General features: G+C 68.1%; 11 protein-coding genes and 1 pseudogene. 7 read left to right on the top strand and 5 right to left on the bottom strand.

Features of this window, described 5'->3' with window-relative positions; all coding sequences use genetic code 11:
• Window positions 1-177 precede the first annotated feature (177 nt).
• The gene (locus AC1RUS_RS10440; RefSeq protein ID WP_492915726.1) at window positions 178-1,566 is read right to left on the bottom strand and encodes an L-serine ammonia-lyase; all 1,389 of its coding nucleotides are present in this window, start codon (window positions 1,564-1,566) and stop codon (window positions 178-180) included.
• Here AC1RUS_RS10440 and AC1RUS_RS10435 point away from each other — a divergent pair.
• Window positions 1,560-1,667 (top strand): annotated as a pseudogene (locus AC1RUS_RS10435) (hypothetical protein); the annotation flags it as partial. The gene AC1RUS_RS10440 and the pseudogene AC1RUS_RS10435 overlap by 7 nt on opposite strands.
• A 40-nt stretch (window positions 1,668-1,707) precedes the next feature.
• Here the strand turns inward: AC1RUS_RS10435 and AC1RUS_RS10430 are convergent.
• From AC1RUS_RS10430 to AC1RUS_RS10415, 4 genes are all read right to left on the bottom strand, one after another.
• Entirely contained in the window at window positions 1,708-3,363 is a 1,656-nt protein-coding gene (locus AC1RUS_RS10430) for a M28 family metallopeptidase (protein ID WP_492915725.1), read from the bottom strand.
• A 240-nt stretch (window positions 3,364-3,603) separates the two neighbouring features.
• Window positions 3,604-4,806 carry a DSD1 family PLP-dependent enzyme gene (locus AC1RUS_RS10425; RefSeq protein WP_492915723.1) on the bottom strand — a complete coding sequence of 401 codons (1,203 nt, stop codon included), beginning with the start codon at window positions 4,804-4,806 and terminating at the stop codon, window positions 3,604-3,606.
• Between the two features lie 172 nt (window positions 4,807-4,978).
• Window positions 4,979-5,212, bottom strand: a complete 234-nt coding sequence (locus AC1RUS_RS10420; protein WP_492915722.1) for a hypothetical protein — start codon at window positions 5,210-5,212, stop codon at window positions 4,979-4,981.
• Window positions 5,213-5,215: 3 nt separating this feature from the next.
• Entirely contained in the window at window positions 5,216-6,193 is a 978-nt protein-coding gene (locus AC1RUS_RS10415) for a threonine ammonia-lyase (RefSeq protein ID WP_492915719.1), read from the bottom strand.
• Between the two features lie 273 nt (window positions 6,194-6,466).
• On the opposite strand from AC1RUS_RS10415, the gene AC1RUS_RS10410 reads away from it, so the two are divergent.
• From AC1RUS_RS10410 to AC1RUS_RS10385, 6 genes are all read left to right on the top strand, one after another.
• Window positions 6,467-7,078: an acyloxyacyl hydrolase gene (locus tag AC1RUS_RS10410; protein WP_492915717.1), complete on the top strand. Its 612-nt coding sequence runs from the start codon at window positions 6,467-6,469 to the stop codon at window positions 7,076-7,078.
• Window positions 7,079-7,201: 123 nt separating this feature from the next.
• Window positions 7,202-8,488 carry an adenylosuccinate synthase gene (locus AC1RUS_RS10405; protein ID WP_492915715.1) on the top strand — a complete coding sequence of 429 codons (1,287 nt, stop codon included), beginning with the start codon at window positions 7,202-7,204 and terminating at the stop codon, window positions 8,486-8,488.
• A 166-nt stretch (window positions 8,489-8,654) separates the two neighbouring features.
• Window positions 8,655-10,319: an ATP-binding protein gene (locus tag AC1RUS_RS10400; protein ID WP_492915713.1), complete on the top strand. Its 1,665-nt coding sequence runs from the start codon at window positions 8,655-8,657 to the stop codon at window positions 10,317-10,319.
• Window positions 10,320-10,390: 71 nt separating this feature from the next.
• Window positions 10,391-11,530 (top strand): hypothetical protein, encoded by a 1,140-nt coding sequence (locus AC1RUS_RS10395; RefSeq protein ID WP_492915711.1) that lies wholly within the window; start codon window positions 10,391-10,393, stop codon window positions 11,528-11,530.
• A gap of 89 nt (window positions 11,531-11,619) precedes the next feature.
• Entirely contained in the window at window positions 11,620-12,429 is an 810-nt protein-coding gene (locus tag AC1RUS_RS10390) for a response regulator transcription factor (protein WP_492915710.1), read from the top strand.
• Window positions 12,430-12,629: 200 nt separating this feature from the next.
• Window positions 12,630-15,332: a TonB-dependent receptor gene (locus AC1RUS_RS10385; protein WP_492915708.1), complete on the top strand. Its 2,703-nt coding sequence runs from the start codon at window positions 12,630-12,632 to the stop codon at window positions 15,330-15,332.
• Window positions 15,333-15,457 lie beyond the last annotated feature (125 nt).

The following is a 15,457-nucleotide window of genomic DNA, read 5'->3' as shown; positions in this document are numbered from 1 at the left end:
TCCGGATGGGTTGGGGTTGGTGGAAACGCTTGGGGCGTCGGCCGGTTCAGTGGAGGACCCCCTCAGTCGCTCTGCGACAGCTCCCCCAACGGGGGAGCATCTAACGCGGCATAGATCCTCCCCCTTCGGGGGAGGTGGCCCGGAGGGCCGGAGGGGGTCCTCAACGGCGCTTGCCGCTCAGCACTCCACCCGGTTGACCGACAGCCCCACCGCCAGACCCCCCATCGAGGTCTCCTTGTAGATCTCGTTCATGTCCTCGCCGGTGCGCTTCATCGTGGCGATCACCTTGTCCAGCGATACGCTGTGCTGCCCATCCCCCAGCAGCGCCAACCTTGCGGCGTCGATGGCCTTGATGGCGCCCATGGCGTTGCGTTCGATGCAGGGGATCTGCACCAGGCCGCCGATCGGATCGCAGGTGAGGCCGAGGTTGTGCTCCATGCCGATCTCGGCGGCGTTCTCTATCTGGGCGTTCGTGCCCCCCAGAGCCGCGCACAGGCCGGCGGCGGCCATCGAGCAGGCCACGCCCACCTCGCCCTGGCAGCCGACCTCGGCGCCGCTGATCGAGGCGTTGCGCTTGTAGAGCGCGCCGATGGCGGCGGCGGTCAGCAGGAAGACGCGGATCTGTTCCGGCGTGCCATTGTGGAAGCGCACGAAGAACCGCAGCACGGCCGGCACCAGCCCCGCCGCGCCATTGGTCGGGGCGGTGACCACCCGGCCGCCGGCGGCGTTCTCCTCGTTGACCGCCATGGCCCACAGGTTGACGAAGTCCATTGCCGCCAGCGGGTCGCTGATCTGGCGCTCCATGCGGCCCTGGATGGTCTGGTGGATCTGGCGGGCGCGGCGCTTCACCGACAGCCCGCCGGGCAGGATCCCGTCCACGCGCATGCCCCGGTCGATGCAGGCTTCCATGGCGTTGAAGATGCGGTCCAGGCCCGCGTTCATGTCGTCCAGCGACATCCGCGCCAGCTCGTTGGCGCCCATCACCCCGGCGATCGACAGGCCCGCGTCGGCGGCGCGTTGCAACAGGTCCGCGCCGCTCTCGAACGGGTGCGGCAGCAGCGGTCCTTCCTCGGGCGGGGCGTTGCGGCCCATCTCGCTCTCGTCGCGCACGAAGCCGCCGCCGACCGAGAAATAGGTGCGCTGGGCCAGCACGGCGCCGGCGGCGTCGAAGGCCACGAAGGTCAGGCCGTTGGGGTGCTGGGGCAGGCGCTCGTGGCCCAGCCAGACGATGTCCCGCGCCTCGTCGAAGGCGATGGCGTGGTCGCCGCCGAGCGACAGCGACTGCGTGGCCTTCGTCTCCAGCAGGGCCGCCTCGCCGGCGTCGGGGTCGAGGTCGGCGGGCACGAAACCCATCAGCCCCAGGATCACCGCCCGGTCGGTGGCGTGGCCCTTCCCGGTCAGCGCCAGGGAGGCGTAGAGCCGCGTCTCGACCCGCGCGGTGATCGCCAGCCTGCCGGCCTCGCGCAGCCGCCCGACGAACAGCACCGCCGCCGTCATCGGGCCCATGGTGTGGCTGCTCGACGGACCGACGCCGAGTTTGAAGAGGTCGAAGACGGAGGCTGTCATGCGGGGAACTTTACGAGCAAATAGCCTGTCATCCCGGCCGTAGCGAAGCGGAGAGCCGGGACCCAGGAGCCGCCGCAATGCGGTTGCCCCTGGGTCCCGGATAGCCTCTGCGAGGCTTCCGGGATGACAAGAAAAGTTAGATTACTTCCGATCGGCCTTGGACTTGTCGCGGAGGTCCTTGAACTCCGAACCCGCCTGCCATTCCGGCCAGACGCGGGAATTGGCGAGGTCGGCGCCGACTTCGTAGAACAGCTCCAGATCCATGGCCTGGCCGCTCAGGTCCCAGTCGGCCGACCATTCGTCGGCGGGCTGGTGGTAGCGGTTGGTGACGTAGTCCTGTTCGGCCTTCTCGCCGGCTTCCTTGCCGCCCTTGTAGAGGTCGTTGCCCGAGCCGACCGAGATCGCCGGCACGCCGCGCTTGGCGAACGGGAAGTGGTCCGAGCGGTAGAAGTGGCCGGCCTGCGGCACGGGGTCGGGCGTGAAGTAGCGGCCGTGGGCCTTGGCCTTGGCCACCAGCATGTCCTGCAGGTCGACCTTGCCGTCGCCCGAGGTGGTGATGTCCTTGGCCGGACCGGCGGCCGACAGGGCGTCGATATTGAGGTCGCCGACCGTCTTGCTCAGCGGATAGAGCGGGTTGGCGGCGTAGTACTCCGAGCCCAGCAGGCCCTTTTCCTCAGCGGTGACGGCCAGGAACAGCACCGAGCGCTGCGGCTGCGGGGCGGCCTTGAAGGCGCGGCCCAGTTCCAGGAGGGCGGCGATGCCGTCGGCGTTGTCGACCGCGCCGTTATAGATCTTGTCGCCCTTGGCGTCCGGCAGGCCCACGCCCAGATGGTCCCAGTGGCCGCTGTAGACGACATATTCGTCCGGGTGGGTCGAGCCCTTGACCACGCCGGCGATGTTCTTGGAGACGATCACCTCGTGCTTGACCTTGTAGTCGGCCGAGAACTTGGCGCCGGTCAGGACGACAGGCTTGAAGTCGCGGGTCTGGGCCTGCTTCTTCAGGGCGTCGAAATCCAGGCCCGACGTCTTGAAGAGGTCGACCGCGACGTCGCGCTGGATCCAGCCTTCCAGCGACGGGTGGCTCTTGGTCGGCTCCTTGCGGACGATGTCGAACATCACGTTGGTGTTGGAGTTCTTGACCGTCGCCCAGCCGTACGAGGCCGGGGCCGTCTCGTGGACGATCAGCATGCCGATCGCGCCCTGGCGCGCGGCCTCCTCGAACTTGTAGGTCCAGCGGCCGTAATAGGTCATGGCCTTGCCGCCGAAGTCGCCGCTTCCGGTCTCGAAATCCGGGTCGTTGATCAGAACGACGGCGATCTTGCCCTTCAGGTCCACGCCCTTGAAGTCGTCCCAGTTCCGCTCGGGCGCCTTGACGCCATAGCCGACGAAGACCAGCGGGGCGTCCTTGATCGAGACGCTGTCGACATTGGTCATGGCGGCGCGGATGGCGACCTGTTCGCCCTGGGCCAGGGCGACATGGTCATTGCCGACCATCACGTGGGCGGCGACCGGGCCGGTGATCTCGAACTTGCCCAGCGGCACGTCCTGGGTCCAGGCGCGGGTCCCGTCCTTTTGCAGGTCGCCGGCGGGAGCCAGGCCGATGGCCTTCATCTGGTCGACGATATAGGCGACGGCCTTCTTCTCGCCCTCGGTGGCGGGGCCACGGCCTTCGAACGCGTCGGAGGCCAGCACCTTGATGTGGGCCGACAGCTTGCCGGGGTCGATCTTGGGCGCGTCGGCGGCGTGCGCGAGCATGGGCGCTGTGAAGAGGGCGGTGGCGAGCAGCAGGCGTTTCATCGTTTCCACTCTTTTGGGGCAGTTCTGGTCGTTGGGCGCGGACCGTATGCGGGGTCCATGGCCGTGGCTAGGGCGATCTTTCGTCCGCGACGCCCCCTCCGTCACGCTGCGTATTCGCAGCGCGCCACCTCCCCCGCACGCTTCGCTACGGGGCAGGAGAGAGCGCTCTTCTCCTGCCCCGTGAAACGGGGGAGGTGGCGCGGCGCCGATAGGCGACGTGACGGAGGGGGCGTCCGGTGCTCAGGTGGAAATCCGTCGCCCATCCACCGCCCATCGCTCCAGCGTCTCCCCGTCCCAGACATGCAGGGCGTCATAGAGATTGATGGTCGGATCGCAGTGGCCCGGCTGCAGCCAGACGATCTCGCCGACCTTGGGGGCGTCGGCCGGAAAGGCCCGTGCCGGATCGGCGTCGGCAGCCGTCACGGCCTTGTCGAAGCCCAGCGGGTCGCGGCCGCCGGCCTTCAGCACGTCGATCATCGACGGATGGGCGATCATGCCGTGCTCGTCGCCCATGGGTCGCCACAGCGAGCCTGGCGCCGCGCCGGAGATCACCCGCGCCGGCGGGCCGTCCATCGACATGGCCTTGAAGCCGGCGTCGACCACGACGTGGCTCTTGTGGCGGGCCGAAACGACGCTGGCGGCGACGAACAGCGCCGGCTCGAACGGCCAGTCGCCGCCGCCGGGCGGACCGCAGTCATCGTACTCGACATCCATCACCGCGTAGGAGCCGGCCTGCAGCTCGGTGAACACGCCCGAGGCCAGGTCGAACGCATGGGTGCCGGTGCCGCCGCCGGTGACCACGGGCGGGGGCAGGCCGGCGGCGGTCAGCTCGGCGACCAAGGCCTTCAGCGTGGCGAAGGCGGCTTCGTCGGCGGCCCTCCTGCCAGGCTCGTCGTCCATATGCTGGAGATGCCCCAGATAGGCCTGGATCCCGGCGAAGCGCAGACCGGGCGAGGCGTCGGCGGCGCGAGCCAGCGCCAGGGCGCCCTGTGGATAACTTCCGGTGCGATGGGTGCCGAGGTCGAGGTCGACCACAAGGTCCAGCCGCGTGCCCGCCGCGACGGCGGCGTCCGACAACCTGTCGATCTGACCCTCATCGTCGGCGGTGACGCCGATCGTGGCGCCGGTCTTGGCCAGGGCGGCGAGGCGCGGACCGGCCCAGGCGGGCGGCGGGGCGGTGACCAGGACGTCCTTGATCCCGCCGGCCACGAAGGCCTCGGCCTCGCCCACGGTCTGGGCGCACAGGCCGACCGCACCATGCTCGACGATCAGCCGGCCCAGGGTGGAGCATTTGTGGGTCTTGCCGTGAGCCCGCAGGCGAACCCCGGCGGCGTCGCAGAGCGCCTGCATGCGGGTGATGTTGCGTTCGAGGGCCGCGCGGTCGACGACCAGCAGCGGCGTCTGGGGGAGGGCGGTGTTCGGCGGCAGGTTCACGTGTTCCATCCTGATCCCGTGGACGCCCCCTCCGTCACGTCGCCTATCGGCGCCGCGCCACCTCCCCCGCTTCGCATGGGAGGAGAAGCTTGCATCTCCTCACCCGTAAAACGGGGGAGGTGGCGCGCTGCGGATACGCAGCGTGACGGAGGGGGCGTCACGATGGTTCCGCTCAATTCACCTACCCCGCCGCCTCTTCCGTGATCCGCACGTGCGCGTCGGTGATGTGAAAGCCGTACACCGTGATATCGTCCAGGCACTCGTCGACGTTCACACCGGGCATCGCTTGGCCCCGGATCATCTCGACGCTCTTGAACGCCGTCCACGGCGCGTAGCGGTCGGGCAGGTTGGCGCCGCTGGCGTCGCTGGTGACGCCGAACACCCGGCCGGGGCCACGAAAGAGGTAGGTCTGCATGGTCTAAATCTCGCCCGCCAGCACCCGCGCGAACAGCGCCGGATCGACATTGCCCCCCGAGAGGACAATCGCCGAGGTCTTTCCCGCAACATCGATCTTGCCGGTCAGCGCCGCCGCCAGGGCCACGCAGCCGCCGGGCTCGACCACCAGCTTCAGGACCCCGAAGGCGTAGCGCATCGCCTCGGCCACCTCGGCGTCGGTGACGGCGACGACGCCGCTGAGCGTCTGGCTGTTGATCGGCCAGGTCAGTTCGCCCGGGATCGGGGTCAGCAGGGCGTCGCAGATCGAGCGGGCGTCCTTGTCGATGGTCTCGCGCTGGCCCGAGATCATCGAGCGGCGGGTCTCGTCGAAGCCGGCGGGCTCGGCGCCCCAGACCTCGGTCGAGGGCGACAGGCCCTTCACCGCCGTCGAGGTCCCGGCGATCAGGCCGCCGCCGCCGACCGGACTGAGCACCCGGTCCAGCGTGACGCCCAGGGCCTGGGCCTGGGCGACGATCTCCAGCCCCAGCGTGCCCTGACCGGCGATGATATGCGGGTCGTCGTAGGAGGGCACCACCACGCAGCCACGCTGGGCGGCGATCTCGTCGGCGATGGCGATTCGGTCCTCGGTGAAGCGGTCGTAGAAGCGGATCTCGGCCCCGAAGCCCTTGGTGCCGGCCACCTTCACGGCTGGCGAGTCGGACGGCATGACGATCAGGGCCGGGCAGCCGATCAGCTGGGCCGCCAGGGCCACGCCCTGGGCGTGGTTGCCCGACGAGAAGGCCACGACGCCGCGCGCCTTCTCGTCGGCCGACAGCTGGCTCAGCCGGTTGTAGGCGCCGCGGAACTTGAAGGCCCCGGCCCGCTGCAGCGTCTCGGGCTTCAGCAACACCCGCCCGCCCAGGCGATCGTTCAGCGCGGGGCTCTCGATCAACGGAGTCTCGACGGCCAGGCCCTTCAGGCGTCCGGCGGCGGCTTGAATGTCGGCGAGGGAGACGGTCATGGTGAAGGTGTATGGGCTTATGGGCGTGATTTGAAGACCGCCGGACGCCCCCTCCGTCACGATGCGTATTCGCATCGCGCCACCTCCCCCGTTACACGGGGCAGGAGAAGAGCAGCTGAATTCTCCTCCCCCCGTAGCGAAGCGTGCGGGGGAGGTGGCGCGGCGCCGATAGGCGACGTGACGGAGGGGGCGTTTTCTTTCCCCTTCGAAACCCTTTGCGAGCTTCGCCGTTCAAGCCATAACCCCGGGGTAGGGCTGTTCAGGGATATCCAGATGAAGACCGCAATGTTCGCCGCCACGGCCGTCGCCGCCGTGCTGGGTTTCGCCGCGCCGTCGATGGCGGGCGAAGTGTTCGTCGGCGCCTACAAGCATGACGTGACCTTCCTGGGCAACGCCGTGGGCCTGGGCGCCGCCGGTCGCGAGGATGGCGTCGACATCCACCTGGGCTACCGCACCGATCGCCTGGAGAACCTGACCTGGCTGGGCAAGCCGCAGGTCCACGCCTTCGTGTCGATCAACAGCGAGAACACGTCCAACTTCGTGGCCACGGGCTTCGACTGGCCGATCGAGCTGGGCGCGCCGGGCGGCTTCTATCTGCGTCCGGGCTTCGGCCTGGCCTATACCGACGGCAAGGCCGGCCTGCCGCCCGCCAACGCGCCGGGCCTGACCCAGGCCGAGCGCGACCGCCGCACCAACCTCTATTACACCCGCATCGATTTCGGCTCGAAGGTGCTGTTCGAACCGGAGCTGGCCCTGGGCTACAGGTTCAACGACAGCTGGTCGACCGAGCTGTCCTACACCCACCTGTCGAACGGCCAGATCTTCCACCAGGGCAAGAACCAGGGGCTTGACGACGTAGGGGTTCGGCTGGTCTACGCCTTCTGACTTCGCGGGGGATCGGTTTGACCGGCCCCGTGTCGCCGCCCAAAATTGAATAAACGTCTGCGGCCGAGTCCTGTCGAAGGGCCGCTGGACGTCACCGGGCAGGTGACAAGGCATATCTCTACCATGGCCAATGTGACCGTCGTCGGCGCCCAGTGGGGCGATGAAGGCAAGGGCAAGATCGTCGACTGGCTCTCCAACCGAGCCGATGTCGTCGTTCGTTTCCAGGGCGGCCACAACGCCGGCCACACGCTGGTGGTGGACGGCAAGGTCTACAAGCTGGCCCTGCTGCCCTCGGGCGTGGTGCAGGGCAAGCTGTCAGTGATCGGCAACGGCGTGGTGGTCGATCCCTGGCACCTGCTGAGCGAGATCGGCAAGATCGCCGAGCAGGGCGTCGCGATCACGCCGGACCTGCTGGTGCTGGCCGACAACGCCACCCTGATCCTGCCGCTGCACAAGGACCTGGACCAGGGCCGCGAGGCGCAGTCGAGCCAGAAGATCGGCACCACCGGCCGCGGCATCGGACCGGCCTATGAGGACAAGGTCGGCCGCCGCGCCATCCGCGTCGCCGATCTGGCCGATCCCGAGGCCCTGAAGCCCAAGATCGAGCGCCTGCTCAGCCACCACGGCGCCCTGCGTCGCGGCCTGGGCCTGCCGGAGGCTGACGGCGAGGCCCTGTTCGACCAGCTGATGGAGATCGCGCCGAAGATCCTGGCCTACGCCCAGCCGGCCTGGCGCCTGCTGGACCAGGCCTACAAGGCCGGCAAGCGCATCCTGTTCGAAGGCGCGCAAGGCGCTCTGCTGGACGTCGACCACGGCACCTATCCGTTCGTCACCTCGTCCAACACCGTCGCCGGCCAGGCCGCCGCCGGTTCGGGCATGGGTCCCAAGGGCCCGGGCTACGTGCTGGGCATCGTCAAGGCCTACACCACCCGCGTCGGCGAAGGTCCGTTCGCCTGCGAGCTGGACGATGAGGTCGGCAAGCACCTGTCGACCGTCGGTCGCGAGGTCGGCGTCAACACCGGCCGGCCGCGTCGCTGCGGCTGGTTCGACGCGGTGCTGGTGCGCCAGTCGGTGGCCATCAACGGCATCGACGGCATCGCCCTGACCAAGCTGGACGTGCTGGACGGCCTCAAGACCCTGAAGATCTGCGTCGGCTACAGGATCGGCGATCGCGAGGTCGACTATCTGCCGGCCGGCATGCGCGACCAGGCCGCCGCCGTGCCGATCTACGAGGAGATGGAAGGCTGGAGCGAGAGCACCGCCGGCGCTCGCTCGTTCAAGGACCTCAACGCCAACGCCATCAAGTATGTGCGCCGGGTCGAGGAACTGATCGGCGCGCCCGTCGCCCTGCTGTCGACCAGCCCCGAGCGCGACGACACCATCCTGATGCGCGATCCGTTCCAGGGCTGATCGGCCCAAACGTCGATCCGCCAACCCTGATCGCGTCAAAACGACACAGGGTTAAACGGTTGGTGAACCTTGTTAGCCTTAGCGTCCCGCAGCTTCACATGGCGGGACCGAGCGCTTGGCTTTCCGGAACTCTCTGGACGACGGACTGGGCGGCGCGACACTCGCCATGAGTCGTCGCGGCCGGCCCGCCCGGCTGTTCGTCACGACCCTGGCCGGCGGGCTGCTGTTCTTCCATTTCGGTCTGGTCGCCGCCCTGGTCTGGGGCGCGGTCAACCTGGTTCTGGAAAGCTGCCTGGTGGTCCTGGAGCGCGGCCTCAGGTCGATCGAGGGCGGCCGGAGTATGGCGTGGGCCCGACTGGGGCCGCCCGCCGTCTTCGCCACGGTCTGGTCGGTCATGGCGGCGCTGAGCGCCGTGCAGGGCTCGCCCGCCATGAAGTTCGCGGCCCTGGTCATCCTGTTCGGCCTGCTGGTCGAGGGCCTGAAGTACGCGACGATCAGCTGGACGGCGACCCTGGCCATCGTGCCGGCGCCGCTGATCGCCCTGATCGCCGCGCCGATGCTGGGCAAGCATTTCAACGGCTGGGACAAGCTGGTGGCGCTGATCGTCCTGGCGGGCCTGGTCGCCTACCTGCTGGACGCCGTGCGCCTGATGCGCGGCGCGACCCGGGCCCTGGAGCGGGCCCAGGCCGAGGCCCAGGAGGCCAGCCGCGCCAAGTCGGCCTTCGTGGCGATGATGAGCCATGAGCTGCGCACGCCGATGAACGGGGTGCTGGGCCTGGCCCACGCCCTGGGCTCGACCAAGCTGGACAAGCGTCAGGCCGATTATCTGGAGATGATCATCCAGTCGGGCGACGGCCTGATGACCATCCTCAACGACATTCTCGACCTGTCCAAGATCGAGGCCGGCAAGCTGGAACTGGAGAACGCGCCGTTCGACGTGCGCCAGCTGGCCGGCCAGATCCAGGCGGCCTGGAGCGAAACCGCCCGCCGCAAGGGACTGGAGCTGCTGCTGACGGTCGCGCCCGAGACGCCGGCCTGGGTGTCGGGCGACGCCTTGCGGGTGCGTCAGATCCTGCTGAACCTGCTGTCCAACGCCCTGAAGTTCACCGAGGTCGGGCGCGTGGAGATCGCGGTCGGGCCGGGGGCGGAGGGCGAGCTGGTGCTGTCGGTGGCCGACACCGGCCCCGGCCTGACGCAGACCCAGATCGACGGCCTGTTCACGCCCTTCACCCAGGGCGACCGGTCGACGGCGCGCCGCTTCGGCGGCACGGGCCTTGGCCTGACCATCTGCCGTCAGCTGGCCGAACTGATGGACGGTCAGATCGCCGTGACCAGCCTTCCGGGCGCGGGCGCGACCTTCAGCGTCGCCCTGGCCCTGCCCAAGACCGCCGCGCCGCCCGCGCCCGCGCCGCTGCCGCCGGCCTTCTATGTCGACGGCTCGCGGGTGCTGGTGGTCGACGACAACGCCGTCAACCGCACGGTCGCCCGGGCCATCCTCGAGGCGGCCGGCCTGTTCGTGATCACCGCCGACGGCGGCCGCGAGGCGCTGGCCTTGTTGGCGGTTGAAAGCTTCGACGTGGTGCTGATGGACGTCCACATGCCCGACATGGATGGCATCGAGGCGGTGCGCCGCATCCGCGCCGGCGAGGCGGGGCGTCCCGACATCCCGATCCTGGCCCTGACGGCCGACGCCATGGCCGGCGACGCCGAGCGGCTGTTGGCCCAGGGCTTCGACGACGCCCATCCCAAGCCGATCCGCCCGGCCCAGCTTCTGACCGCCGTGGCGCGCCTGGCCGAGGGCGCGGCGCAACCTTCGCGGCTGTCCGCCTGATCCGCGTCCGATTAGCGATTGTTTAGCTTGCGATCGCTACAACCCCTTATCTGATTGGGGGATCGCGGATCTTGTTAGCGCGTCGCAAGCTGAGACCGGTCCGCTCGACCGACCGTGTCACGCGTAGTCTGCGCGCCCTTGAGCGCACGGCCTCGACCAGCCGCGTGCTCAACCTGCTGGCCATCGCCGCCGACAGCCAGCACCGCCCCGAATACGCCCAGCATCCGCTGTTCCGGAACAAGATCCTCAACACCGCCCTGGTGGTGAAGCACCGCCTGCGCAACGACGACGTCTTTCTGTTCGACGAGGCGCGGCCCACCGCCACCAAGATCATCATCCCGTTCGACCGCGGCGACCTTGGCCTGGGCGGCCAGTCGTTCTTCGTGGGTCAGCGCGGCTGGGTCGAGCTGCTGCGCGAGGCCTGCAACGACCACTCCGACATGACCCGGGATCTGGCGACCCTGCGCATGATCGACATGCTGCCGTCGCTGGATCCGTTCCTGCTGCGCGAGCACCTGCGCCGCCACGGCATGAACATCGCGCCGTGCTATTTCGCGCTGTCGCAGGGCGACCTGCAGCTGATGCAGGGCTTCGTCAGCTCCGAGATCTCACGCCTGATCGAGCTGGCCTATCGCGACTCCGGCCGCTTCTCGGGCGCCCATGTGGCCCGCCTGGTCGAGGCCCTGCTGTCCACCGACGTCGACGAGCGTCTGACGCCGCTGCGCGAGACGCTGGTGATGGAGGGCGAGAGCTTCAAGGAGGGCGTCTTCAGCTGGAAGGGCTTCCTCTATTACAAGTGGATGCTGACCCACCTGTGGCCGCAGCTGTCGGCCGTGGGCGGCGAGATCGGCCAGCTGGTCATCACCGGGGCCCGCGACACCGAGACTGGCCGCTATATCGACGAAGCCCGCCGCCGCCTGCAGGGCGCGGTGCTGGTCGAGCGCAACGCGGTGCTGCGGTCGATCAAGATCTATGACGACGCCTTCGAGGACCTGATCGACAACGGCCGGCCCCAGGCCTTCCGCGAGTTCCTGCTGCGCGCGCCGGACATGTTCCTGTCGCTGGGGGAAAAGGTCGGGGTGATCTCCCACATCGCCAGCTTCTGGCGCTACCGCTTCCCGCCGGGGCGCACGCCGACGGCCGATGTCGACGAGGCCATCGACATCTTCCAGGATTTCGAGGGCGGCCTGAGCGTCTCTCTGACAAACTGACGCGGTTAAGCGCGGCGTTCATCAAGCTGATTTTTACGATCGGGCCTTAGGTTCGGACCCGAGTCTTCTCCTGGGAGCCCTTAGGTCTCGTGTTCGACGGCAATATCCGCACAATCCAGCGAGTCTCCGCGAAGGTTCAGCGGGTGCTGGTCGTCGACCCCAATCCGGCGACCGGGCGGTTGCTGGGCGACCAGATGCGCCAGCTGGGCGGGGTGCAGATCTACGCCGCGCCGACGATCGAGAAGGGCTATGCGATGGCCCGCACGGTCGATCCGCAGCTGATCTTCGTCGAGCACGCCAGCGCCGGCCTGGACGGCCTGCTGCTGGCCAGGAAGATCCGCCGCAGCGACCTGGTGTGCCGCGAGGCGCCGATCATCATGTGCACGGCCGAGGCCACCGCCGAGACCATCTTCGGGGCCCGCGACGCCGGCATCCACGAGTTCATGCGCAAGCCGTTCACGATCAAGGATCTGGAGCGCCGCCTGGAAGCCGTGACCCTGAAGCCGCGCGACTGGATCGAGGCGGTGCAGTATGTCGGTCCCGACCGCCGCCGCTTCAACTCGGCCGAATACAAGGGCCCGCGCAAGCGTAAGGCCGACGCCGCCGGCACCGTCGCCGCCCGGCTTTCCCAGGCTCTGCGGATCATCAAGTCGGCCGCCGGCGCGCTGGACACCGACCCCGCCCAGGCCCGCCGCGCCCTGGCCGCCCAGGCCCTGGAGCTGCGCAAGGTGGGCGACGCGGTCAAGGAGCCGCGCCTGACCGCCGCCGCCGAGGCGCTCGAGAGCTGCATGAAGACCGGCGTCGACGGGCCCATGGCCCGCGCCGCCCTGCTGGCGCGCATCGACACCCTGATGGGCTTCATGGCCGCCGATGACGACGGCGGTCGCGGCGCGGCGTAAAACCGCCTCAATTTGCGCCGATTGGCGATCTCGCAGGACCAGCTTCAGTCTAACGTGGGTGTGACCATCATGCCGCACGCGGCTGTTCTTTGCGCGCGTGTCACAATTCTAAAATCCAAAATGCGGAAATGTGTCACCGAGGCTAACTAACCCTGCCCCCGCTTTCGAAGGGGGTTCCATTGCAAATTCGAGTTCTTCTGATGGGCGCGGCGTCCGCGCTCTGCCTGGCGTCGCTGGCGCACGCCGAAGTCGCCGCGACCGCCGCCGTCGCTCCGGCCGCCGCCGACAGCGCCGATAGCGCCGAGGTCAGCGAACTCCTGATCACCGCGCGCCGCCCGATGGCGGAAAGCGAAGCGGCCGCCCTGCAGGTGCAGCGCAATTCGAACTCGCTGGTCAGCGTCCTGTCGGCCGACGCCGTCGGCAACCTGCCTGACCAGAACATCGCCTTCGCCGTGGGCCGTCTGCCCGGCGTCGGCATCGAGCGCGACCAGGGCCAGGCCCGCTACGTCAACCTGCGCGGCGCGCCGGTCTACTGGACCACCCTGTCGTTCGACGGCCTGAGCGTGGTCAGCCCCGAGGGTCGTTCGTCGCGCTTCGACAACATCCCCTCGGCCATCGCCAGCATGATCACCGTGCAGAAGGCCGTCGTGCCGTCGATGCCGGGCGACACGGTCGCCGGCAATGTCGACATCCGCACCCGCCGCGCCTTCGACTACAAGGGCCGCAAGATCACCGGCAAGTTCGGCATGGGCGTGGTCGAGCTGGGCGACGGCACCGAGCTGGACACCAACCTCGTCTATTCGAACATCTTCGCGGACGGCAAGCTGGGCGTCGTGGCCCAGGCCTCGTACTATTCGCGCGGCATGGCGACCGACAACTGGGAGACCGATCCCTACCTGTCCAACACCGTCGATCCCACCAAGCACTTCGCCCGCGAACACGAAAACAAGCACTACCGCCTGGTGCGGGAGAACATCTCGGCCTCGACGCGCATCGACTACAAGTTCGACGACAACAACAGCGTTTTCTTCAGCACGATCAACACGCTGTACCATGACGACGAGCTGCGCGACAATTTCATCTTCCGCCTGGACCAGGGGACGGACGCGGCCGGCAACAGCTACACCAGCGCCGCCTACATCAACGCCAACAGCCCGACCAAGGGCACGGTCTACGGCGCGCGGATCAACGCCCGCATCGACTATCGCGACGCCAAGGAGTTCATGACCACCAACACCGCCGGCGGCGAGCACAGCCTGTCGGGGTGGGACCTGTCCTGGCGGCTGAACTACACCTTCACCAATGACGGCCGTAACAACACCGCCTCGGGCGCCTTCCAGAGCCCGTCCAGCTTCCTGCTGCGCCCGACCATCGAGTACGACTTCACCAACGGCGATGTGAACACGGTCAAGCTCTACACGACCGGCGGAACCAGCACGGCGCGCACCAAGGGCGCCCAGGTCACCGACATCGAGGCGTTCGCCTTCCCGATGCAGACCATGGCCTTCCTGGACGGCGGCGACATCACCGGCGCCTGGACCGGCAAGTTCGACCTCGACCGCGAGGGCGAACTGTTCGGCCACGCCACCAAGTTCGAGTTCGGCGGCCTCTATACCGACCGCACCAAGAAGTCGCGCGAGTTCGGCTGGACCCGCACCTTCGCCGCCGCCGAGGCGCCGGCCTGGAACCTGTTCGCCGACACCATCGGCTATCTCGGCTCGCAGAACCTGAACTACACGTTCCGCTACACCGACAAGGGCTTCACGAACCACTTCATGAAGAACGAGATCGCGGCGGGACGCGCGGTCTATAGCGACGGCCTGGCCAACTACTGGAAGGTCAGCGAGAAGATCACCGCCGGCTACGCCATGGCCACCACCACCTTCGATTGGGGCAATGTGGTCTACGGCGCCCGCGTCGAGAAGATCGAGAACAGCGGCGAGGCCTATGTCGCCTTCCCGGCGGCGGGTTCGACCCCGGCCGGCAACCGCCTGGTCAAGACCTCCAGCGACGACACCCTGGTCTATCCCAGCATCCACCTGAACTGGAACCTGCGCGAGAATGTCAAGCTGCGGGTGGGCGTCACCACCTCGGCCTCGCGTCCCGACTTCGACGACCTGCGCCCCAACTACACCTTCAACGACGCGGCCCAGACGATCTCGGGCGGCAATCCGGACGCCAAGCCCGAGAAGCAGATCGGTCTGGACACCTATGTCGAGTGGTACATGACCCCCGAGGGCTTCTTCTCGGCCGGCGTGTTCTACAAGGACATCAAGGACGTGCTGGTCCAGACCTCGGGCGTGTTCGGCAAGGACACCCTCAACAGCAACGGCATCGATCGCAGCAGCTACACGGTCAGCCGTATCGACAACGGCGGCGACGGCCACCTGGAAGGCCTGGAGGTGTTCTATTCGGGCACCGCCAAGCAGCTGGCCGAGGACCTGAACCTGCCGGAATGGATGCAGGGCTTCGGCGTGCGCGCCTCGGCCACCTGGACCAAGTCGGAAGTGAACCTGCCGGCGGTCAATGGCGTCCCGGCCCGGACCATCAGCCTGCTGGGCACGTCGGACGGCGTCTACAACATCCAGGCGCTGTACGAGAAGTACAAGTGGAGCCTGCGTCTGGCCTACCAGTACCGCACGCCCTGGGGCCAATCGATCGGCACGTACCGGGTCATCAATGGCGGCGTCTATCCGGTCGACAACGGCGACATCTACTGGGACGGCGACGAGGAGATCGATTTCTCGGCCCGCTACCAGTTCAACCCGCGCATGGAAGGCTTCTTCGACGCCTCCAACCTGAGCAATCAGGGCGCGCGCCGCTATGGCGACCAGTCGCGCTATCCCATCGAGTACGAGAAGTTCGGCCGCCGCTACGTCGCGGGCATCCGCTTCAACTTCTAAAGGCTGGAGAGGCTCCCCCTTTGGGGGAGCTGTCGCGGAGCGACTGAGGGGGTCCTCAACGGTGTATGCCGGAGAAGACCCCCTCCGGCCCTCCGGGCCACCTCCCCCAAAGGGGGAGGATCTGT

The organism is Caulobacter sp. GW821-FHT10F06 (assembly GCF_058809215.1).
Note: the sequence above shows the minus strand (reverse complement) of the source record. Positions and strands in the feature narration are given on the sequence as shown.

What these genes read in the sequence shown, in the direction of transcription:
- AC1RUS_RS10415 (WP_492915719.1), bottom strand. Translation starts at nt 6,193, where the DNA reads ATGACCGTCTCCCTCGCCGACATTCAAGCCGCCGCCGGACGCCTGAAG.
- AC1RUS_RS10420 (WP_492915722.1), bottom strand. Translation starts at nt 5,212, where the DNA reads ATGCAGACCTACCTCTTTCGTGGCCCCGGCCGGGTGTTCGGCGTCACC.
- AC1RUS_RS10425 (WP_492915723.1), bottom strand. Translation starts at nt 4,806, where the DNA reads ATGGAACACGTGAACCTGCCGCCGAACACCGCCCTCCCCCAGACGCCG.
- AC1RUS_RS10430 (WP_492915725.1), bottom strand. Translation starts at nt 3,363, where the DNA reads ATGAAACGCCTGCTGCTCGCCACCGCCCTCTTCACAGCGCCCATGCTC.
- AC1RUS_RS10385 (WP_492915708.1), top strand. Translation starts at nt 12,630, where the DNA reads ATGGGCGCGGCGTCCGCGCTCTGCCTGGCGTCGCTGGCGCACGCCGAA.
- AC1RUS_RS10410 (WP_492915717.1), top strand. Translation starts at nt 6,467, where the DNA reads ATGAAGACCGCAATGTTCGCCGCCACGGCCGTCGCCGCCGTGCTGGGT.
- AC1RUS_RS10440 (WP_492915726.1), bottom strand. Translation starts at nt 1,566, where the DNA reads ATGACAGCCTCCGTCTTCGACCTCTTCAAACTCGGCGTCGGTCCGTCG.
- AC1RUS_RS10405 (WP_492915715.1), top strand. Translation starts at nt 7,202, where the DNA reads ATGGCCAATGTGACCGTCGTCGGCGCCCAGTGGGGCGATGAAGGCAAG.
- AC1RUS_RS10400 (WP_492915713.1), top strand. Translation starts at nt 8,655, where the DNA reads ATGAGTCGTCGCGGCCGGCCCGCCCGGCTGTTCGTCACGACCCTGGCC.